The 21,233-nt window shown below is 54.8% G+C and carries 20 protein-coding genes; 15 read left to right on the top strand and 5 right to left on the bottom strand.

The genetic code is table 11. The features are described from left to right. The first annotated feature begins 83 nt into the window (after positions 1–83). The 9 genes from larE to H7U36_RS09125 all read left to right on the top strand — a co-directional run bounded on the left by larE (position 84) and on the right by H7U36_RS09125 (position 8,559). Positions 84–839, top strand: a complete 756-nt coding sequence (gene larE, locus H7U36_RS09165) for an ATP-dependent sacrificial sulfur transferase LarE (RefSeq protein WP_033126443.1) — start codon at positions 84–86, stop codon at positions 837–839. A 15-nt stretch (positions 840–854) separates the two neighbouring features. Beyond that, positions 855–1,625, top strand: a complete 771-nt coding sequence (larB, locus tag H7U36_RS09160; protein WP_033126442.1) for a nickel pincer cofactor biosynthesis protein LarB — start codon at positions 855–857, stop codon at positions 1,623–1,625. Then, positions 1,622–2,932, top strand: coding sequence for a nickel pincer cofactor biosynthesis protein LarC (gene larC, locus H7U36_RS09155; RefSeq protein ID WP_205148729.1), 1,311 nt, complete (start codon positions 1,622–1,624; stop codon positions 2,930–2,932). The genes larB and larC overlap by 4 nt, the downstream gene beginning before the upstream one ends. Before the next feature lie 28 nt (positions 2,933–2,960). Further along, complete coding sequence (locus H7U36_RS09150) at positions 2,961–4,592, top strand: ABC transporter substrate-binding protein (protein WP_191428427.1); 1,632 nt, start codon at positions 2,961–2,963, stop codon at positions 4,590–4,592. Positions 4,593–4,617: 25 nt separating this feature from the next. Further along, positions 4,618–5,607 carry an ABC transporter permease gene (locus H7U36_RS09145; RefSeq protein ID WP_243426737.1) on the top strand — a complete coding sequence of 330 codons (990 nt, stop codon included), beginning with the start codon at positions 4,618–4,620 and terminating at the stop codon, positions 5,605–5,607. Beyond that, a complete protein-coding gene (locus H7U36_RS09140) occupies positions 5,607–6,434 on the top strand; it encodes an ABC transporter permease (RefSeq protein ID WP_191428431.1) in 828 nt (275 codons plus the stop codon). Before H7U36_RS09145 ends, H7U36_RS09140 begins: the two co-directional genes overlap by 1 nt. Before the next feature lie 18 nt (positions 6,435–6,452). Further along, on the top strand, positions 6,453–7,397 hold the full coding sequence (locus H7U36_RS09135) for an oligopeptide/dipeptide ABC transporter ATP-binding protein (protein WP_033126438.1): 945 nt from the start codon (positions 6,453–6,455) through the stop codon (positions 7,395–7,397). Further along, positions 7,394–8,020 (top strand): ABC transporter ATP-binding protein, encoded by a 627-nt coding sequence (locus H7U36_RS09130; RefSeq protein ID WP_191493337.1) that lies wholly within the window; start codon positions 7,394–7,396, stop codon positions 8,018–8,020. The genes H7U36_RS09135 and H7U36_RS09130 overlap by 4 nt, the downstream gene beginning before the upstream one ends. Positions 8,021–8,238: 218 nt before the next feature. Continuing rightward, on the top strand, positions 8,239–8,559 hold the full coding sequence (locus tag H7U36_RS09125) for a DMT family transporter (RefSeq protein ID WP_033126436.1): 321 nt from the start codon (positions 8,239–8,241) through the stop codon (positions 8,557–8,559). Here the strand turns inward: H7U36_RS09125 and H7U36_RS09120 are convergent. Next, a complete protein-coding gene (locus H7U36_RS09120; protein ID WP_033126435.1) occupies positions 8,556–9,701 on the bottom strand; it encodes an MFS transporter in 1,146 nt (381 codons plus the stop codon). The two genes, H7U36_RS09125 and H7U36_RS09120, sit on opposite strands and share 4 nt — an antisense overlap. Positions 9,702–9,848: 147 nt before the next feature. On the opposite strand from H7U36_RS09120, the gene H7U36_RS09115 reads away from it, so the two are divergent. The 3 genes from H7U36_RS09115 (at position 9,849) to H7U36_RS09105 (ending at position 13,707) form a co-directional block, all read left to right on the top strand. Beyond that, the gene (locus tag H7U36_RS09115) at positions 9,849–10,391 is read left to right on the top strand and encodes a GNAT family N-acetyltransferase (protein ID WP_033126434.1); all 543 of its coding nucleotides are present in this window, start codon (positions 9,849–9,851) and stop codon (positions 10,389–10,391) included. Between the two features lie 56 nt (positions 10,392–10,447). Continuing rightward, positions 10,448–11,317 (top strand): AraC family transcriptional regulator, encoded by an 870-nt coding sequence (locus tag H7U36_RS09110; RefSeq protein WP_205156048.1) that lies wholly within the window; start codon positions 10,448–10,450, stop codon positions 11,315–11,317. Between the two features lie 146 nt (positions 11,318–11,463). Beyond that, a complete protein-coding gene (locus tag H7U36_RS09105) occupies positions 11,464–13,707 on the top strand; it encodes an alpha-galactosidase (RefSeq protein WP_191428422.1) in 2,244 nt (747 codons plus the stop codon). A 243-nt stretch (positions 13,708–13,950) separates the two neighbouring features. Here the strand turns inward: H7U36_RS09105 and H7U36_RS09100 are convergent, their stop codons facing one another. The 4 genes from H7U36_RS09100 to H7U36_RS09085 all read right to left on the bottom strand — a co-directional run bounded on the left by H7U36_RS09100 (position 13,951) and on the right by H7U36_RS09085 (position 17,999). Continuing rightward, entirely contained in the window at positions 13,951–15,843 is a 1,893-nt protein-coding gene (locus H7U36_RS09100; protein WP_205156047.1) for an FtsX-like permease family protein, read from the bottom strand. Continuing rightward, positions 15,836–16,597 carry an ABC transporter ATP-binding protein gene (locus H7U36_RS09095; RefSeq protein WP_033126430.1) on the bottom strand — a complete coding sequence of 254 codons (762 nt, stop codon included), beginning with the start codon at positions 16,595–16,597 and terminating at the stop codon, positions 15,836–15,838. The genes H7U36_RS09100 and H7U36_RS09095 overlap by 8 nt, the downstream gene beginning before the upstream one ends. 159 nt (positions 16,598–16,756) lie before the next feature. Beyond that, positions 16,757–17,053, bottom strand: coding sequence for an AAA family ATPase (locus tag H7U36_RS15220; protein WP_243127170.1), 297 nt, complete (start codon positions 17,051–17,053; stop codon positions 16,757–16,759). A gap of 82 nt (positions 17,054–17,135) precedes the next feature. After that, positions 17,136–17,999, bottom strand: a complete 864-nt coding sequence (locus tag H7U36_RS09085; protein WP_033126428.1) for an AraC family transcriptional regulator — start codon at positions 17,997–17,999, stop codon at positions 17,136–17,138. A 181-nt stretch (positions 18,000–18,180) separates the two neighbouring features. Between H7U36_RS09085 and H7U36_RS09080 the strand changes: the two genes are divergently transcribed. The 3 genes from H7U36_RS09080 to H7U36_RS09070 are packed head-to-tail and all read left to right on the top strand — an operon-like array spanning position 18,181 to position 21,209. Beyond that, positions 18,181–19,473, top strand: coding sequence for an ABC transporter substrate-binding protein (locus H7U36_RS09080; RefSeq protein WP_138303131.1), 1,293 nt, complete (start codon positions 18,181–18,183; stop codon positions 19,471–19,473). Between the two features lie 18 nt (positions 19,474–19,491). Next, complete coding sequence (locus H7U36_RS09075; RefSeq protein WP_033126426.1) at positions 19,492–20,358, top strand: carbohydrate ABC transporter permease; 867 nt, start codon at positions 19,492–19,494, stop codon at positions 20,356–20,358. After that, positions 20,358–21,209: a carbohydrate ABC transporter permease gene (locus H7U36_RS09070; RefSeq protein ID WP_033126425.1), complete on the top strand. Its 852-nt coding sequence runs from the start codon at positions 20,358–20,360 to the stop codon at positions 21,207–21,209. Before H7U36_RS09075 ends, H7U36_RS09070 begins: the two co-directional genes overlap by 1 nt. Positions 21,210–21,233: the final 24 nt, after the last annotated feature.

Here is a 21,233-nt window from a genome sequence, read left to right as displayed (position 1 = left end):
GATGACTCCTCTATACCATTAAAAGTGAATAATCCCACCCCTGTATATCTGGGGTACAGGCTTATTATACGAGGAGAGATGATATGACATTAGAGACATTTTTCAGGGAAGTGCCCAGGGCGGCCGTGGCCTTCTCGGGAGGGACGGACTCGGCCTTCCTTCTGTGGGCGGCAAAAAAACAGGGCTGCCAGATACAGGCCTACTATATACATACTGCCTTCCAGCCCCGGTTTGAGCTGGAGGATGCCAGAAGGCTGGCCGGAGAGCTGGGCATACCCATGCAGGTAATCGACATGGATATCCTGGGCGTGCCAGAGGCGGCGCAGAACGGCCCCAGGCGGTGCTACTACTGTAAGAGGGCTCTTTTTACGAGACTGCGGGAACAGGCGGCAAAGGACGGGTACACTGTTCTGCTGGACGGCACCAACGCCTCCGACGACGCCGGGGATCGGCCAGGTATGCAGGCCCTGCGGGAGCTCAGGGTGCGCTCGCCTCTGCGGGAGTGCGGCATCACAAAGGACATGGTGCGCAGCCTTTCCAGGGAGGCAGGACTTTTCACCTGGGAAAAGCCGGCCTACGCCTGCCTGGCCACCAGAATTCCCACGGGGACAGAGATTACCCGGGAGGACCTCCAGAGGGCAGAACAGGCGGAGACGGCTCTCATGGCGTTGGGCTTCCGGGATTTCCGGGTGAGGCTCTCCGGCGAGAAAGCCCGGCTCCAGGTGACCGGGGAGCAGATGGCCCTGGCAGTGGACAAGAGAAGCGAGATCGTGCAGGCATTAAAGCCGCTTTTCCAGGAGGTTCTTCTTGACCTGGAGGAGCGGAGCCCGTCTGTGTAGAGGAGGTAGACAAAAATGGACAATAAGCAGGATATACTTGAGCTGCTTCGGAGCGTGGCCCGTGGGCAGACTTCCCCGGAGGAAGCCCTTCTGTCGCTGAAGGAGGAGCCCTTTGAGGATCTGGACTACGCAAAGATCGATTTCCACCGCAGCGTCCGGCAGGGAGCGGCAGAGGTGATCTACGGGGCAGGGAAGACGCCGGAGCAGATCATCGGCATTGTGAAGACTATGGGAGAGAGAGGCTGCCGCAACATCCTCGTCACAAGGATCGGACAGGAGGCGGCAGACGAGCTGTCGGCGGTGGTTCCGGTGGACTATCACCCCATTCCCAGGCTGGCCATCGCCTTTCCGGAGGAGCGGCCCGGGAGAGGAAACATCGTGGTGGCCACAGGGGGGACCAGCGACATGGCGGTGGCCGAGGAGGCGGCCCTCACGGCGGAGGCCATGGGAAACAAGGTGACCCGGCTCTATGATGTGGGCGTGGCGGGACTTCACCGGCTCCTCTCCAACCTGGATGTGCTCATGAGCGCCCGCTGCGTGGTGGCGGTGGCCGGCATGGAGGGAGCCCTGGCCTCGGTGGTGGGCGGTCTGGTGGACTGCCCGGTCATCGCCGTGCCCACCAGCGTGGGGTACGGAGCCAGCTTCGGAGGGCTGTCGGCTCTTCTGTCTATGCTGAATTCCTGTGCCTCCGGGTGCAGTGTGGTGAATATTGACAATGGATTTGGGGCCGGCTATCTGGCCAGCATGATCAACCAGATGGAAAGCATAAAGGAGGACAAAAAATGAAGACACTTTATATTGAATGTAACATGGGTGCAGCCGGGGATATGCTCATGGCTGCTCTCTACGAGCTTCTGGATGACAAGCAGAGGTTTCTGGACAGGATGAACAGTCTGGAGCTCCCCGGCGTGCACCTGGAGGCGCAGAAGGGCTCCACCTGCGGTATTGCCGGAACACACATGGCGGTGACCGTGTACGGGGAGGAGGAGACAGAGCCGGAGGGGCCAGGCGTCCACGAGCATGGCCATGCCCACGACCACCATCACGACCATGCCCACGGCCACCATCACCATCACGCCACCCCGGGGCATATCGGGGAGCTGATCAGCGGGCTGGACCTTCCGGAGCAGGTGAAGGAGAACGCGAAGGCTGTGTACCGCATCATTGCCCAGGCGGAGGCGAAGGCCCACGGCTGCCCGGAGGGGGATGTCCACTTTCACGAGGTGGGAGCCCTGGATGCGGTGGCAGACGTGACGGGGGTGTGCTACGCTATGTATCTTCTGGGAGCGGAGAAGATCATCGTATCCCCTGTCCATGTGGGGAGCGGCACAGTCCGCTGCGCCCACGGCGTGATGCCTGTGCCTGCGCCGGCCACGGCCAACATCCTGGAGGATGTTCCCGTCTACGGTGGCGCTGTGAAGGGAGAGCTCTGTACTCCCACCGGTGCGGCCCTGCTGAAGTACTTTGCCGAGGAGTTCGGCCCCATGCCTCTCATGCAGGGAAGCCGCACTGGAATTGGCATTGGCACGAAGACCTTTGAACAGGCAAACTGCGTCCGCGCCTTCCTGGGGGAGTCCCTGGAGGAGACAGGCCGTGTCCGGACCATGCCGGAGCAGGGCGACGGAGGAGAGAGCAGAGAAGAGGGAAAGAATGGCGGCGACGGCGCCATCACAGAGCTTGTCTGCAATATTGACGACATGACACCGGAGGCGCTGGGATTTGCCTGCGCACGGCTGATCCAGGAGGGGGCGCTGGACGCCTACACCATCCCCGGGACCATGAAAAAGGGGCGGCCCGGCCATGTGCTGACCGTGCTCTGCGATCCCCGGGATGAGGAGAAGATGGCCCGGCATGTCCTGGAGGAGACGACCACCAACGGGCTGCGCGCCCGCAGGTGCACAAAATACTTCCTCAGGCCGGGGATGAAGACTGTCCAGACCCCATGGGGCCAGGTGCGGGTAAAGACGGCGGAGGGACACGGGATCTTTCACAGGAAGCCTGAGTACGAGGATGTGGCGGAGCTGGCCGAGCGAAACGGAGTTCCCTATGAGACCGTGTACCGGGAGACGCTGCGCCGGCTCGATGATAAATAAAACAGCAGAAAAAGGGAGTGACAGATAGATGAAAAAGCGACTGATTTCCAGTTTTCTCGCCCTGGCGCTGGCGGCGGGACTGCTGGCCGGATGCGCCGGCGGCGGGGCAGACTCCGGGCAGGAGGGCAGCTCCGGAAGGGATACGGACTCCGTGGTCATCGCCATGGGCCCCACCTCTGAGCCGGAGGCGGGATTTGACCCGGCCTATGGCTGGGGAGCCGGAGAGCATGTCCACGAGCCGCTGATCCAGAGCACCCTCACCGTGACCAACACAGACCTGACCATCGGGTATGACCTGGCCACAGAGTATTCCGTCAGCGAGGACGGGCTGACCTGGACCGTGAAGATCCGGGACGACGTGTCCTTTACGGACGGTGAGCCCCTGACAGCGGAGGATGTGGCGTTTACCTACAATACAGTGAAGGAGGCAAGCTCCGTCAATGATTTTACCATGCTGGACTATGCGGAGGCAGTGGACGGCACCACAGTCCTCTTCCACATGAGCCGGTCCTTCTCCATCTGGCCCTACACCATGGCCATTGTGGGGATTGTGCCGGAGCACGCCTACGACAGCCAGACCTACGGGGCCAATCCCATCGGATCCGGCCGATATATGCTGAAGCAGTGGGACAGGGGGCAGCAGGTGATCCTGGAGGCCAACCCAAACTACTACGGTGAGGCGCCCAGGATGAAGCAGGTCACGATCCTCTTTATGGAGGAGGACGCGGCCTTTCTGGCCGCCCAGGCCGGGGAGGTGGACGTGGCCTACACCTCCGCCACCTACTCTGACCAGGAGATCGGCGGCTACAGCCTGGCCTCCTACGCCAGCGTGGACAACAGAGGCTTTAACCTTCCTGCCGTGGAGGAGACAACGGACGAGGAGGGGCGGACCGTGGGAAATGATTTCACGTCAGATGTCCTTGTGCGCCGGGCCATCAATATGGGGGTGGACCGGCAGGAGATGATCGACAACGTGCTGAACGGCTACGGAAGTCCCGCCTACAGTGTCTGCGACCAGCTTCCCTGGTACAATGAGGCCTCCCAGGTGGAGTATGACCCCCAGGGAGCGGCGGATCTCCTGGACCAGGCGGGCTGGGGCATGGGGGATGACGGCGTCCGGGTGAAGGACGGGCAGAAGGCTGAGCTTCATCTTTTGTATTCCACCGGGGACACAGTGCGGCAGGCCCTGACAGCAGATTTTGCAAATCAGATGGAGGAGCTGGGCATTTCCTGCACCACCGAGGGGGTGGGCTGGGACACAGCCTACGACAGGGCCCTTTCCCAGCCTCTCCTGTGGGGCTGGGGCGCCCACACGCCCATGGAGCTCTACAACATTTACCACACCATAGAGGGCACAGGCTCCGCACAGTACTCCCCCTACGGTAACGCTGCCGTGGACAGCTACATGGATCAGGCCCTTGCCAGCAGCGATCTGGAGACCTCCTATGAGCTGTGGCAGAAGGCCCAGTGGGACGGCACTACGGGAGTGACCCAGGAGGGGGACATTCCCTGGGTGTGGCTGGTCAACATCGACCATCTCTACTGGGTGAGAGATGGGCTTACTGTGGCGGAGCAGAAAATCCATCCCCACGGACACGGCTGGTCTCTGGTCAACAACGTAGACCAGTGGACCTGGTCCACGGACACAGCCGCTGAGTAAAGGGTATACGAAAGGACTGATCATTTTGAGACACCGCCTACAGTTTACGGCGAAAAAATTACTGCGGATGGGGCTTTTGCTCCTGGGAGTCAGCATCGTCACATTTCTTCTGATGAACGCCTCCCCCCTGGATCCTCTGCAGACCAATGTGGGGCAGGCGGCCCTCGGCACCATGAGCCAGGAGCAGGTGGAGCGCCTGGAGGCCTACTGGGGCATGGACACGCCTCCCCTGGAGAGGTATGCGGAGTGGCTGAAAGGCCTGCTTTGCGGAGATATGGGTACCTCCCTTCTCTACCGGCAGCCGGTGGCCGCTGTCATCTGGCAGCGGCTGTCCAGCTCCCTTCTTCTCCTTCTGTCCGCCTGGATAATATCGGGTGTGCTGGGGCTGCTGCTGGGCGTAGCGGCGGGGGTGTGGAGAGGGCGCAGGCCGGACAAGCTGATCCGGGGCTGGTGCCTGCTTATCTCCAGCACGCCGGCCTTCTGGCTGGCTATCCTTCTCCTTCTGGTATTTTCTGTGTGGCTTGGCTGGCTGCCGGCGGGGCTCTCTGTGCCCATCGGCATGGAGAGCAGCCTGGTGACGGCCGGGGACAGGCTGCAGCACGCCATCCTGCCGGCTGTCACCCTGAGCATCACAGGGGTGTCGAATATTGCCCTGCACACGAGGGAGAAAATGGTGGATGTGCTGGAGTCAGACTATGTCCTCTTTGCCAGGGCCAGGGGGGAGTCCATGAGCTCCATCGTCTGGCGGCACGGGCTGCGGGGGGTATCCCTGCCCGCCATCACCCTCCAGTTTGGGTCTGTCAGCGAGATCATAGGCGGCTCCGTCCTGGTGGAGCAGGTGTTCTCCTACCCGGGACTGGGGCAGGCAGCCGTGACGGCGGGGCTTGGCAGCGACCTGCCTCTCTTGATGGGGATTACCCTCATCACATCGGCCATCGTGTTTGGCGGCAATCTGGCGGCAGACCTTCTCTACGGCGCGGTGGACCCGAAGATAAGAAGGAGGGCGGCAAAATGATGGAAAGACACTGGAACCGAAGAACAAGCACCCTCCTCTTTCTCGTCCTAGCCGTTCTCATACTGGCGGGGATCACGGCGGCGGGGATCTTCCTGGAAGAGGAGGCGGCTGTGACCGATTTCTCCCGGACCAACCTGGCGCCGGGAGGGGCGTTCTGGTTTGGGACAGACTGGATGGGGAGGGATATGTTTACAAGGACCATCGCAGGGCTCTCCTTAAGTATCCGGATCGGCCTTCTGACGGCGGCGGTGAGCGCGGCCGCGGCGCTGGCGCTGGGGACGGCGGCTGCCACCCTGGGGAGAAGGGCGGACAGCGTCATCTCCTGGTGCATAGACCTTGTCATGGGAATCCCCCACATCCTGCTTGTGATGCTCATCTCCATCGCCTGCGGCCGGGGCTTTGTCGGCGTCGTGGCAGGCGTGTCCCTGAGCCACTGGCCCTCCCTGGCCAGGGTGATCCGGGGGGAGGTGCTGCAGCTGAAGGGAGCGCCCTACATCCTGGTGGCGGAGAAGCTGGGAGTGTCAAAGCTTAAGGTGGCCTGCCGGCACATGCTGCCCCACCTGTTTCCCCAGTTCCTCACAGGGCTGATCCTCCTCTTCCCCCACGCCATCCTTCACGAGGCCAGCGTTACCTTTCTGGGCTTTGGCCTCTCCTCGGAGCAGCCCGCCATCGGCGTGATCCTGTCGGAGAGCATGCAGTACCTGACCACCGGGAGATGGTGGCTGGCTCTGTTCCCGGGGCTCTCTCTTGTGCTGGTGGTGGTCCTCTTTGCCCTGCTGGGGGAGAGAGTGCGGTATCTGCTGGATCCTGCCAGCGTTCATGAATAAAAGGAAGGAGGCGAAAGGATGGAAAAGTCAATACTGGAGGTGCGCCATGTGTCCATCTGGTTCACCCAGTACGAGCGGGGAACCAAAAGAAGAAGCCTGCCTGTGATCCGGGATCTGAACCTGACCGTAGGCGCAGGCGAGGTGGTGGCCGTGGTGGGCGCCAGCGGGTCGGGGAAAAGCCTTCTGGCCCACGGCATCCTGGGCATCCTTCCCTACAACAGCCATATGGAGGGAGAAATCCTCTACGGCGGAGAGCCCCTGACAAAGGAGCGGGCGGAAAAGCTGCGGGGAAACGGCCTGGCCCTCATTCCCCAGGGCGTCACCTACCTGGATCCCCTCATGAAGGTGGGATCCCAGCTTACCAGGGGGAGGAAAGATCAGGAGACAAAGGAGCGCTGCCGGCAGGTGCTGGAGCGGTACGGCCTTGGCCCTGAGACGGCGGACCTCTATCCCTTTGAGCTGTCCGGGGGCATGGCAAGGAGAGTGCTGATCGCCTCCGCTGTCATGGATGAGCCAAAGCTCATTATCGCGGACGAGCCCACACCGGGACTGGACGCCCGGGCGGCCGGCCGCATCCTGGGACATTTCCGGGAGATGACAGAGGGCGGCGCGGGGATGCTCTTTATCACCCACGACCTGGAGCTGGCCCTCACCATCGCGGACCGGGTAGTGGTCTTCTACGCCGGGGAGACCATCGAGGAGGCGGCGGCAGAAGATTTTCAGGAGGAGGGAAGACTCCGGCATCCATTTACAAGAGCCCTCTTTCGGGCCATGCCCTCCCACGGCTTTGCGCCCATCCGGGGAAGCCAGCCCTACCCGGGCACAGTCTCAGCCGGCTGCCCCTTTGCCGGACAGTGTAAGGCCTGCCAGAAAGAGTGCGGCGAGGCGGACCACATTCCTGTACGGCAGGTCAGAGGCGGGCTGGTGCGCTGCCTGTATCCGGAAAAGGAGGAAACAGTATGACGCTGGAAGCAAGAAATGTGACATTTTATTACAGAGGGAAAAAGAAGGCGCCGGTGCTGGACCAGTTCAGCCTGTCCCTGGACAGCGGGGAACGGGTGGGACTCAAGGCACCCAGCGGCCGGGGAAAGACCACCCTGTGCAGGCTCCTGGCAGGGTATGAAAAGCCGGTGAGAGGGGAGATCCTGCTGGATGGAAAGCCCCTGGGCTCCTACAGGGGAGCCTGCCCGGTGCAGATGGTCTGGCAGCATCCGGAGACAGTGGTGGATCCGCTGCTGAGGCTGGGGACCACCCTTTCGGAGGCTGGCGACGTGGAGGAGAGGCTGAAGGAGGAGCTGCATATCCAGGAGGGGTGGATGGACCGTTTCCCGTCAGAGCTGTCCGGCGGGGAGCTGCAGAGGTTCTGCCTGGCAAGGGCCCTCCACCCGGGAGTGAGATTTCTCCTTTGCGATGAGATTTCCGCCATGCTGGATCTGGTGACCCAGGCCCAGATCTGGCAGTTTCTCCTGGAGGAGTCGAAGAGGCGCTCCCTGGGACTTCTGGTGGTGAGCCACGACGACAGCCTGCTGGAGCAGGTGTGCACCCGGATCGTGGAGCTTCCCTTCCCCTCCTGGCGCATTTTTTAGGAGGCAGCCTTGACTTTCCGGCCCGTGTATGGTAATTTTGAATGGCTGAAAAAAGTTCCCTCTGGAGGGAACGGAGCGGACATAGAAACAGAATTTACGGAGATTTACCGCCGGGTAACGTCTTATTTATTCCAGTAGGCCTTAGTTGGAATAGATAGGGCGTTTTTTTCTGTGTCTGGCGGCAGCAAAGAAAAAGATTACATAGGAGGTATTTGATTATGGCATGGGTTTATCTTGTGATCGCAGGTCTGATGGAGGTGTTCTGGTCCACCTGCCTGAAGTTCTCGGAAGGGTTCACTGTGCTGAAATTTACAGTGCTGACCATTGTGGGAATGGTGATCAGCTTTCTCTTCCTTTCGCAGGCCACCAAGACGCTGCCCCTGGGCACGTCCTACGCCATCTGGACAGGCATCGGCGCCCTGGGGGCAGTGGCGGCGGGAGTCATTCTTTTCAAGGAGTCCGTCACCCCCGCCAGGTGTTTCTTTGTCCTTCTGCTCCTGGTGGGGATCATGGGTCTGAAGGCCACATCCGGACACTAGAAGAACCGCAGCAGGAGAAGGCCGGCCGCGCTGGCCGCTCCCGCGATGACGAGTGACAGCTCCTGGCCCGCAAGGTTCAGGAGGAAGGGGCACAGGATGGAGGCAAGGCCATAGCCGATCATGACCGCCCCGTAGTTTGTTCCCTGGTGGCGGGTGCCGAAGTGGTCCGACACCACGACTGGAAAGAGGCTCACCACGCCGCCGTACACCAGGCAGACGGCGGAGGCAAGGAGGGAAAAGAGGAGACCGGATGCCCGTGTGAGTCCGAGGACGGATATGGCGGACAGAAGATAGAGGGCAAAGAGCACCTTCCGGCGGCCGGTCCGGTCTGAGAGCCAGGGCAGGGCGAAGCGTCCGATGATGTTGGCCACGGAGGCGGCCATGACCGCTGCCAGAGCCTGGCCGGAGGTGAGGCCCCGCTCCATACCCAGGGACTTCATCACCGGGTTCACCAGCACGTAGGCCGGAACTGCCAGAGCCATGGTCAGGCTGATGACGTAGAAGGTCCTTGTGCGCATCATCTGGCCGGGGGTGTATTGCCTCCGGGACTGCTCCCGGATGTGGGGCGCCCTCTGCTTTGGCGGCTCTGTCACCAGGAGACCGCCCAGGCTCAGCACAGCGTAGATGGCGGTGACGCAGAGCATGGCGGTGCGGTAACCGAAGGAGGACAGGAGCCAGTCGCACAGCGGGTTCATGAGGATGCCGGAGATGCCCACCATGCCGATGGTGAGGCCGGAGACCATGCCCCGTCTCTCGGGGAACCAGGCCTGGGGCACGGCTGTCAGCATGCTGAAGGCGCACCCGGAGCCAAGGCCGCCCAGGGCTCCGTAGCCCAGGTCGATGAGCCAGGGCATGTGGAGGGGAGCCATGGCGGCCAGGAAGAAGCCGGCGCACATGACAAAGCTGCCCCAGAAGATAGTATTTCTGGCGCCGATCCGGTGCTGCAGATATCCGCCCAGCATGTTGCCGGCGGCAAAGATGCCGATGATGATGGTGAAGGGCTGGCTGGAGGCCGCTGTGGTGAGGCCGTACTCCTCCTTCACGCAGGGCTGAAAGACAGTCCATATATAGGGGTTCCCGTGGACGAAATTCACGATGGAGGCCACGGCGAGGATGAACCAGCGGTTCTTAAGGAGCTTCATCTCTTTTCTCCTTTCTCGCTTCAGATTGCGCTTTTGCACAATCATTATACCATGGACACAGAAAAGAAAGCGACGCGTCAGCTGGAAAATTTTTTGCTCCTGTGGTACACTTTTTTCAGGACAATCCGGATAGAAGGTGGTGCAAAAATGAAGATTGAGCAGGCTTCGATGGAAGATTTGGCGGAAATTATGTCCTTTTACAGCACAATGTGCGAAGTGCTGGGAGAAAAGGATTTTCTGCCCGATGGGAATAAGGGGGGCTTTCCTTCCCGGGACATGGTAGAGCGGGCTGTGGAAGACGGCTCCCAGTTTATCGGTATAGAGGATGAGAGGATCGTGGCGGCCTATATCATGGACCATGACTGCGACGAGGCCTACCACACTGTCCGTTGGCATATAAATGCCGCGGAAAATGAAGTGGTCATCCTTCACGCTCTGCGCGTCCTGCCGGACTACGGCGGAAGGGGTTTTTCTAAACAGCTTGTAAAGCACGCGATTGAGACTGCCAGGAGATGGGAACAGAAGGCCATACGCCTGGATTGCATCGTGGGAAATGACATACCTGTAAAAGTCTATCAATCTTTCGGGTTTGAGTATGTGGATACGGTCAGGATCACCTATGCGGATATAGGCGTTCCCATGGAGTTCAGGCTTTACGAGCTTGTCCTGCAAGGAAAGGGCGGAGAGTGAAAACAGATGATAAATCCCTCCTCCTGTGGTATAAATATCACAGGAGGATTTTTTTTATGGAAGACTATTCATATGTACTCCAGATGAAAAACAGAAAATTTTCGGACCTGTACCTGTGCTTCTGCGGCTATGCCAGGTGCCTGCCCCTCCACAGCTTTGGCCCGGCAGTCAGGCCCAACTATATCCTGCACTATATTTTGAAGGGGAAGGGCCGGTTCTCGGCCGGAAAGGAAGAACACCGCCTCCACGCGGGACAGGGCTTTCTCATTGAGCCGGAGGTGCAGACCTTCTACGAGGCGGATAAGGAGGATCCCTGGACCTACCTGTGGATCGGATTTGCGGGGGAGAAGGCGGGAGAGTACCTGCGGGATCTGGGGCTGAACAGCGGGCAGCTCATCTACCAGTGTGCCTGCGGGGAGGAGCTGGAGAGGATCGTCCTGGCCATGCTGGAGAACAAGAATTACACGGTGGCAAATGAGTACCTGCTGGAGGGGCTTCTCTACCAGTTCTTCTCCATCCTGGCCCGGAATATGGAGATCGAGGCGGACCGGGGCGGGAAGGACGACAATCTCTACATCCGCAAGGCGGTGGAGTATATCCAGCACCACTATTCCTACCCGGTGCAGGTGGGGGAGATCGCCGCCTATGTGGGCATCAACAGGAGCTATCTCTACACCCTCTTCCGGGACCAGCTCGGCATGTCTCCCAAAGAGTACCTGACCAGCTTCCGCATTACGAGGGCAGCCCAGCTTCTGGAGATCACCGAGCTTTCCATAGAGAGCGTGGCCCTGTCCTGCGGCTATCAGGATACCCTGGGCTTTTCCAAGATCTTCAAGGCCAGACTGGGAATGACGCCATCGGCCTACAGGAAGCGGAACGCGGAGCAGCAGAGGAAGACGAGAGAGGAAAACAGGGGGCCTCTTTAAGGAGAATGAAAATCTAACATTTTGACTGTTTTTTGTAACTTATTGTCCTGTTCTGACAGAGGCCTTCTGTATATAATAGATGCATAGATCGAAACGAGAAACATGCATTTTGGAAATGTATTGCAAAAAAACAGGAGGCAGTCAGAATGAACATCATATGGAGAGAAGAGAGCAGGACATTTCACCTGTACAATGACCAGGTCAGCTATATCATGAAGGTGCTCCGGTGCGGACAGCTGGGACAGCTTTACTTCGGAAAGAGAGTGCATGACAGAGACGATTTTTCCTATCTTCTGGAAAATCTGCCCCGGCCCATGGCGTCCTGCACCTTTGAGGACAGCAAGGCCTACTCCCTGGAGCATATCAAGCAGGAGTACCCTTCCTACGGCACAGGGGACTACCGCTCCCCGGCGGTGGAGATCCTGCAGGAGAACGGCAGCAGGATCAGCGCCTTTGTTTATAAGAGCCACCGCATTTCAGACGGAAAACCATCTCTTGAGGGACTTCCGGCCACCTACACAGAGGATGACAGCGAGGCCCGGACGCTGACCGTGACCATGGAGGACGCCGTCACAGGGATGACGCTGGAGCTGTCCTATACCATCTTTGCGCAGGGGGGCATTATTGCGCGCAGCGCCAGATTTGTCAACAGGGGAGAGCAGCCTCTTCACCTGACGACAGCCATGAGCCTGTGCCTGGACCTGCCGGATCACGACTATGACTGGATGCAGTTCTCGGGGGCCTGGGCCAGGGAGCGGTATCCGAGAGTGCGCCGCCTGGAGGAGGGCATTCTGTCCGTGGGAAGCAGAAGAGGACACTCCTCCCATGAGCACAACCCTTTCATTATATTAAAGCGCCATCAGGCGGATGAATTCCAGGGTGAAGCCATTGGATTCAGCCTTGTGTACAGCGGGAATTTCCTGGCTCAGGCGGAGGTCGGCTCCCACGACACGACGAGAGTTCTCATGGGCATCCATCCGGACGGCTTTGACTGGAAGCTGGAGCCGAAGGAGGCCTTCCAGACTCCGGAGGCGGTTATGGTGTACACAGACCGGGGGCTCAACGATCTGAGCCAGACCTTCCACAGACTCTACCAGAAGAGGCTGGCCAGGGGGTACTGGAGAGACAGGGAGCGCCCCATCCTCATCAACAACTGGGAGGCAACCTATTTTGACTTCACAGAGGGAAAGATACTGGAGATCGCAGGAAAGGCCAGAGAGTGCGGAGTGGAGATGTTCGTTCTGGACGACGGCTGGTTCGGAAAGCGGTGCAGCGATCGGGCCGGCCTGGGCGACTGGGTGGCCAATCGGGACAGGCTGCCCGGGGGCATTGCTGGTCTGGCACAGAAGATTGATGACATGGGCATGAAATTCGGTCTCTGGTTTGAGCCGGAGATGGTGAATAAGGATTCGGACCTCTACCGGGCCCATCCGGACTGGATCCTCCATGTGCCGGGACGCCCCTCCACCCACGGCAGATATCAGTATGTGCTGGATTTCTCCAGGAAAGAAGTGGTGGACTGCATTTACGGCATGATGGAAAAGATCCTGTCAGAGGCGAAGATTTCCTATATCAAGTGGGATATGAACCGGAGCATCACAGAATGCTACAGTCCCGCCCTCCCCGCAGACAGGCAGGGAGAGGTGTTCCACAGGTATATCCTGGGCGTGTATGACCTGTACGACAGGCTGACGCGGAAGTTCCCCTATGTGCTCTTTGAGTCCTGTGCCAGCGGCGGCGCCCGCTTTGACCCGGGCATGCTGTACTACGCGCCCCAGGCCTGGACAAGCGACGACACGGACGCGGTGGAGCGGCTGAAGATCCAGTACGGCACCTCCTACTGCTACCCTGTCAGCAGCATGGGAAGCCACGTGTCCACCTCTCCCAACCACCAGACAGGCAGGACTGCTCCCCTGCACACGAGAGCCAATGTGGCATGCTTTGGAACCTTTGGCTACGAGCTGGATTTGAACACCCTGACAGCAGAGGAGCAGGAGGCGGTGAAGGACCAGATCCGGTTCATGAAGGAGTACAGGCATCTCCTGCAGTTCGGTACCTTCTACCGCCTGCAGAGCCCCTTTGAGGGAAATGTGACTGCCTGGATGGCGGTCAGCAAGGATAAGAAGGAGGCCATCGCGGGCTGGTACAGAACCCTCTCCGGGGCCAACCTGGCCTACACAAGGCTGCCCCTCAGGGGGCTGGACCCGGAGGCCAGGTATGAGATCCAGGTGAGAAAAGAGACAGAGCAGCCCTTTGGCAGCTTCTACGGAGACGAGCTGATGAACATTGGCCTGATCACCACGGACGGAACCGCTGGGGAGGTGACAGACCGGGAGAATGCTCCGCGGGATTTCGACTCCAGGCTGTTCATCCTGAAGGCGGAGGAATAAAAACGGGATTTGCACTTGCCAAGCAGAGGAAGAACAGGCGTATTTTGCCCGTGCGGATTTAATCACGGGCAGGATGCGCCTTTTGCTGTTTGCTGTGCTGACACTTGCGTTTGAAACAGCATATGCCTATCCAAATGACCTGTCGGCGCTGGGAAATAAAGATCTGTGGAAAAAACTATGCGGCGGACAGCTATGCGTGGGGAACCGGGCAACATAGAATACTGGCACTGTGACGGCTCCTTTTTATATTCCGGGGTTAAATTCGTATTTCGTTACTTTCCAGATTATCAAGACCTGTACAAGAAGCAAAATACAGGAAACAATCAGGCCACATATCAACCCTGCTTTACCATACTCATAGACAGAATTCACGCTATAACTATAAAATACCCCTATTAAAATGGCAGATAATACCGGGATTAAATAATAGCAGCCATTCTTCTTTGTCAATATGTTCCAAAATTCTTTGTCTGTAATGCCTACCCGATATAAATTTAAAGCTATATGTTTTTCGTCATTTAATTCTGATTTCACTTTATAAAATATACTGATATTGGCCGTAGCAAAAAACATTGCATCCACAAAAAAGAGTAAGAAAGCCAGGACTTCTGAAGACTGCTTGGCAGTTTCATAGCTTTCAATTTTTGATGATAATGTGTATACATACTGATCTTCTTCAGATAAACTATTTTGTTTACTCATACTTTCCTGCAATTCTCTAATTGCTGTCCCTGATGTTTGCCAATCCCCAAACTGATACATAACTGCGGTTTCACACATGTATTCACTGGAATTTTCCTTAATCTTCATATAGTCCTGTTCATTTACAATAAGAGTCTTATCTGCCAGACTGCGACAGGAGTTCAGCAGTATTTTATTTTCTTGACCGTCTAATTCCAGATGAAGCTCGCTACCATCTCTGCATTTTACGGATATCTTTTTTACTGGCTGCAGATCATGTTCATATCCATCGTTTTCATCATATTGGAACAATTGGATGAACTGCCCTGGGGCCACCTTGAACTCACAGCCGAATTTGTCATTGACCTCATTAGACGGCAGAATGTTAAAGCTTTCATTTCTCAAGAAATCCAATGTTTTTTCTTCAGTAACGTTTACCCCATACTTATCCAAAATCTGAGTCATTTCACTCTTTGCCATATTATTGACCTGTGTAGAACGCACATAGAAAAGGTCATAAGGTGAGTATGCGAGCGCAGTATCTGCAAAGCTCGGAAAGGTCACTGCGCAATGTGCTGAAAAGAATATAACAACAATAAATAGAAAAGCAGAAATAAAACTTATCAGTCTCCATGATTTTATATACTGGAGAACAAGTGACAGGCTTATTTTCCACTTGTTATTTCTGTTTTTATAAAAAGTACAGTCAAAATTTCTGAATACAATGCTTAAACCGATGAATGCGATTCCAACACTTAAAAACCACACATTTGTACTTCCCAAATCATAATTATATATCATAATTGCAGCAGCCGATAAAATAACCGCCAAACCAATGATTAAAAACGCCGTGTTTCCCTTGCTTTTCCTTTCTTCCTTGTACCGTGCCTTAAAGAGATCCAACAACTGTGCATGTATAAGTTTGATAATATTCAAAAGCAGAATAATCGCAATCACTACAGCATACATTTTCCCTGAAGTCGTATAGGTGTCTATATGAAATTCCCATCCCATAGCGGACAATCCTATCACATTACGAAGGAAAAAGAAGAAAAAAACAGACAGGAGGGTACCCAGTACACTGGCACAGACAAAGCTGAGTACACCGATCACCAGGCACTCTGCCATCATGGTTCCGATTATTTCATATTCTGTCATTCCGAGTGTCATTAAAACAGCATATTCCTGTTTCCTGCTCTTAAAAAAAGCCTCATAAGTATATGGAATAAAAAGTATCATAAACAGTATAGTTAGAACCGTTGGTGCAAATACATTGCTAGAGATCATTGGATCAATTTTATTGCTGAACATGAAGGACTGATTCTGTCCGATTGATAAAAACGCCTGCAGAAAAGCTATGGTGAAACTATTACACAGTAAATATAACAGATAATTCTTACGATTAAACCAAACCATCTTTAAGAAAATACGAGCTTTTTCCATCAGATCATTCACCACCAATCTGTTTTAAAAAATCATAAATTTCTTCAAGAAAAACCTCTCTACTTTTTTTCCCTTTCTGCAATTCGGAAAATATGATACCATCTTTAAGCAAGATCACCTTATTACAGTAGGATGCCGCATAGGAATCATGGGTTACCATTACAAGTGTAATTTTAAATTGTTCATTTATATGGACCAGGTATTCCATCACATCTTTTGTTGATCTTGCATCCAGATTCCCCGTTGGTTCATCAGCCAGAATAATCCGTGGGGTATTGATCAATGCCCTTGCTATGGCTACCCGTTGCTTCTGACCACCGGAAATATCGGTTACGCTCTTATCTGCCAGATCGCTGATAGACAGAACATTCATTATTTTTTCAAATCTTTCTTCGCTGTTTTCTGTATTATTTTCCAAAATAAGCGGCAATAAAATATTATCTTTTACATTTAAGCTCTCTAAAAGGTTAAAATCCTGAAAGACCATACCTATATTATTTCTTCTGAAGATTGCCATTTGGGATTTCTTCATTCCTGTAATCTCTGTATGGTCGATCATAATACTCCCCTCATCAGCCTTATCAACTCCACATATCAGATTGATCAGCGTTGTTTTTCCGCAGCCGGAAGCTCCCATAACAGCTGCCATTTCTCCATGTGCAATAGAAAAACTCAATCCTTTGAGCACTTGCAGAGATTCTTCTTTATTAATCTGATATTTTTTCTTTAAGTTTTTTATTTTCAATAGCTTCTCATGCTCTTCCATGATGCATCCCCTCTTGCTGGATACTTTTGTCTATTTTCGATTGTACTATACTACCATTAGAAAGTTCAGTCAATTAAGCACACGAATCTTATCATTAAGCAAAGTGAATACCTGACGAAACGACTCGGAGCCGCCCTCACGGCGGCTCCTTTTGCTGACTTATATATCCTTCTCATCCAGCAGAAAGTCAATGATATTATAATGGACAATGCCATTCCTGCTCAGATCTACGATGTCGCTGCTGATCACATATTTCGGATAATTGTCATCGATATCGCAGTCAAAATCAATCCGGAAGGAAGGGATTACCGAGTGCCACTCTTTCACATGCTGGATTTCGTCAAAAAAGAGATGCTCTGCCCGTTCCGTGACGTACTGATAGAAGTGATCTGCATCCTCCAGCTTTTTAAAATGCCGGGACTCAAAATTAATCTCTATGATATTTTCCTTTGGCACTCCACGTCCTTTGTTGATTTTGTCATTATTATACCGTATACTTTTATTATAATCAACTTATTGTCTGCTTATACAAAGACAATTACACGTCCTTTTCCGGATTTCCCTGCTGCTCGTACCGCCAGGCTCTGGGGGAGACCCCGTACACATTCTTAAAGGCTCTGGAGAAATGGAGCTGGTTTGGATAGCCTACCGCGTTCCCCACGTCCGCGATGGACAGGGAGGTCATCTTCAGCAGCTCCCCGGCCTTGGACATGCGGTAGGAGATGAGGAACTCCTGGGGAGATTTCCCCACTGTGTCGTGGAAGATCTTTCCGAAGTAGCTCCGGTTTAGGTTGCAGAAGGCGGCGATGTCCTCCACAGAGATGTCGTTCTGGAAGTTCTGCTCAATAAATGCCATGGCCTCCCGGATGTAGAAGTCCCGCATCCGGTTTCCCTGGCTCTGGAGGGGGGAGGAGTTGGACTTGTTCAGGTAGTCCAGGAACAGATACAGGTGCCCGATCAGGTGGAAGGGGGACTCCTGGGAGTGGTTGGCGATGTAGACCATCTCCTCCATCATCTGCCGGGCCAGATCCTTGTGCCTGGGCCGGTATACGGGAGAGTTGACGGAGAAGCCGGAGGCCTCGATCAGCTCCTTGGCCTTCAGGCCGTCGAACTCCAGCCAGGTGTATTCCCAGGGCAGCTCATTGTCCGCTATGTAGGTGCAGATCTGGTGGGGGAAGATCATAAAGCCCTGGCCGCTCTTGATGTTGTAGGTGATAGACTCCTTTTTGGAGTTGTGGGCTGTCAGCGTCCCGGTCCCGGAGATCACGTAATGAAACAGGTAGTGGTTCCTGGCGGCGGGACCGAAGGAGTGAGCCGGGTCGCACTGCTCCCAGCCGTACTGGTACAGGCCCAGATCAATGAAATTTTCACTCGGAAAAATAGAATACAGAATATTGCTCATGACAGTACCTCCCGTGTTTTAAATATTATATATCAAAATGCTAGATGACATCAACATATAGATTGAAAACAAGTATTGTGGCATAAAACAAAAAAAACAGCGATATTTATAGACGCATAATGATATGTTAAAATATAGCTACCGTAAAAAGCAAGGCCAAAAAAAGAAAGGAGATATGAAAATGAGAGGAAAAAGTGCAAGGTACCTCAGTGCGGCGCTGGTCATTGTCATGACCGGCGGGCTGATGCTGTCGGGTTGCTCGGGAAAAAGCGAATCAAGCGGAAAGACCGAGATCGAGATCCTTCAGTACAAGCCGGAAGCAGCCACCTACTTTGACCAGGTGGAAGAACAGTTCAATGCCACTCACGATGACATCCATCTGACCATTGACTCGCCCAACGATGCGTCTACGATACTGAGGACAAGATTTATCAGGGAGGATTACCCGGATATCATCGGTATCGGCGGTGACATCAACTACTCCTACTACGTGGATGCGGAGATCCTGGCTGATGTGTCTGACTATGAGGGGATGGAGAATATCAAGGACTCTTACATCGACATTGCGGAAGGGCTGGAGTTCGTCCCCACAGACGGCACCTTCATTGTACCTTATGTGGCAAACGCAGCCGGTATCCTTTACAACAGGGATATGTTTGAGGAGCACGGCTGGGAGATCCCCACAAACTGGGGAGAGCTGATGAGTCTTTGTGAGGAGATCCAGGCGGAGGGCATTCTTCCCTTCTACTTTGGCTTCCGCGACACATGGACTTGTCTGGCGCCCTGGAACGGCATCGCCGTTGACCTGGCTCCGGCAGATCTGTGCAAGCAGGTCAACAGAGGAGAGGCAAACTTTACAGAGGGCTACAAGGAGGCGGCAGAGAAGTATCTCGAACTCATCTCCTACGGGCCTGAGGACCCCATTGCATACGGATACAATGATGCATGTACGGCTTTCGCCAGAGGCGAGTCTGCCATGTACCCCATCGGAAGCTATGCGGTTCCACAGATCCTCTCCGTGAATCCGGAGATGAACATTGATTCCTTTGTGATGCCGGCCAGCGACAATACAGAAGACAACACGCTAAACTCCGGTATCGACCTGGGCTTCTGCGTGACAGCAGAGTGTGAGAACAAAGAGGCGGCTTACGAGGTTCTTGACTTCCTTCTGGAGGATGAGAACATCCAGGCCTACATCGATGACCAGAACGCGGTTCCCTGCAAGGAGGGAGACTTTGAGCTGGCTCCTATGCTGGACGGCATGAGCGAGTACATAGAGACCGGCAACATGACAGACTACCAGGATCACTACTATCCGTCCGAGATGGCGGTGGATGCGCAGCTCCAGACCTTTGTCATCAACAAAGACGTGGACGCGTTCCTGGAGAAGTTTGACAGTGACTGGCTGCGCTACAACCGCGACATCATCCGTACAGTGGAAGAGTACGAGGAAGAGCACGGCAGCATCGAGTAGGAAAGGAGTGGGGATAGAATGAAAAATGAAAGAAAACGGACATTCCTGTTGATAACGATACCGATTCTGGCGTTGTTTGTCTGCTTCAACACCGTACCGCTGATCCGGGGCGTTATCTACAGTTTTACAAACTTTAAGGGATTTGGAACTTACGACTGGGTAGGTCTGAGAAACTATATTGACCTGTTCCAGGATCCCAGGGTGGGCGGTTCCTACCTGTTCACCTTCAAGCTGGCCATCTGCGCCACTATCGTGACCAACGTGATCAGTCTGATCCTGGCCCTGGGCCTGAACAGCAAGATCCGCGCCAAAGGATTTTTCCGGGCGGCCTATTTCCTTCCAAACGTGCTTGGCGCCCTGGTAGTGGGCTACGTGTTCCAGTACCTGTTTACCTACATCCTTCCGGCGCTGGGAGAGATGATGGGCAGCGAAGGTCTCAGCCAGAGCATGCTGTCTAATGAGAAGACTGCCTGGATCGCCATTATGGTGGTCTGCTGCTGGCAGAACATTGCCATGAACACCATTATCTATATCTCCGGACTTCAGACCGTGCCGGAGGACGTGTACGAGGCGGGTTCCCTGGACGGAGCTACAGGCTGGAAGCAGTTCAAACATCTGACCTTCCCGCTGATCATCCCGTTCTTTACCATCAACATGGTGCTGTGCGTGAAGAACTTCCTCATGGTGTTCGACCAGATCATGGCCATGACAAAGGGCGGCCCTGCACAGAGCACAGAGTCCATCTCATACCTCATTTACAATAACGGTATGTCAGGCGGACAGTTCGGCTTCCAGAGTGCTAATGCCGTAATCTTCTTCATCGTGATCGTGGCCATCTCCGCGGCTCAGATGAGCATCTCCAGCAGGAAGGAGGAGCAGTTATAATGAATAACAAAAAAGTAGTAGATAAAGTAAAGACAAACTGGCCGGTCATGGTCCTTCTGATCCTGGGCCTGAGCACCATCGTGTTCCCGCTCTATATGGCTGTCGTGATCGCTTTCAAACAGCCGTCTGAGATGACCAACAGCATCTCCGGCATCCTGTCCCTCCCGTCAAAGTGGAGTCTGGACAACTTTACCCAGGCCATGGAGGTCACAGATTTCTGGAGATCCCTGGGAAACAGTGTGCTGATCACCGTGGTGACCGTTGTGCTGTGTATCGTGCTCCACTCCCTGCTGGGATACGCCATTGGCCGCAACAGGGCTCACAGCAAGTTCTATAAACTTGTGTATCTCTTTGTAGTGAGCGGTATGTTCGTTCCGTTTGCTATCCTGATGATGCCTCTGGCAAAACAGACGGCAGAGATGGGACTTGCAAATTGGGCTGGCGTTATCATCCTGTATGTGGTATTCTATATGCCGATGAATGTACTGCTGTACTCCGGATACCTGGTGAACATCCCCATTGCCCTTGAGGAGGCTGCCAGAGTGGACGGCGCAAGCACATGGCGCACATACTGGAAGGTTATCTTCCCGATTATGAAGCCCATGCATGCGACAGTTGCTATTATTACAGCTCTGGCTGTTTGGAACGATGTTATGACACCCCTTGTTATCATGTCCGGAACAGGGCAGAACACGCTGCCTCTGGCACAGCTTAACTTCCAGACACAGTTCGGAACAAACTACAATCTCGCCTTTGCATCCTATCTGCTGGCACTGATCCCGATCCTGATCTTCTATGTGATCTGCCAGAAGCATATCATCAACGGCGTTGTAAATGGAGCTGTAAAATAATAAATACGTTCAGATGTATATTAC

The organism is Faecalicatena fissicatena, assembly GCF_016900595.1.
GTDB classification, from domain to species: domain Bacteria; phylum Bacillota; class Clostridia; order Lachnospirales; family Lachnospiraceae; genus Claveliimonas; species Claveliimonas intestinigallinarum.
This window is presented reverse-complemented; position numbering and strand designations above follow the sequence as displayed.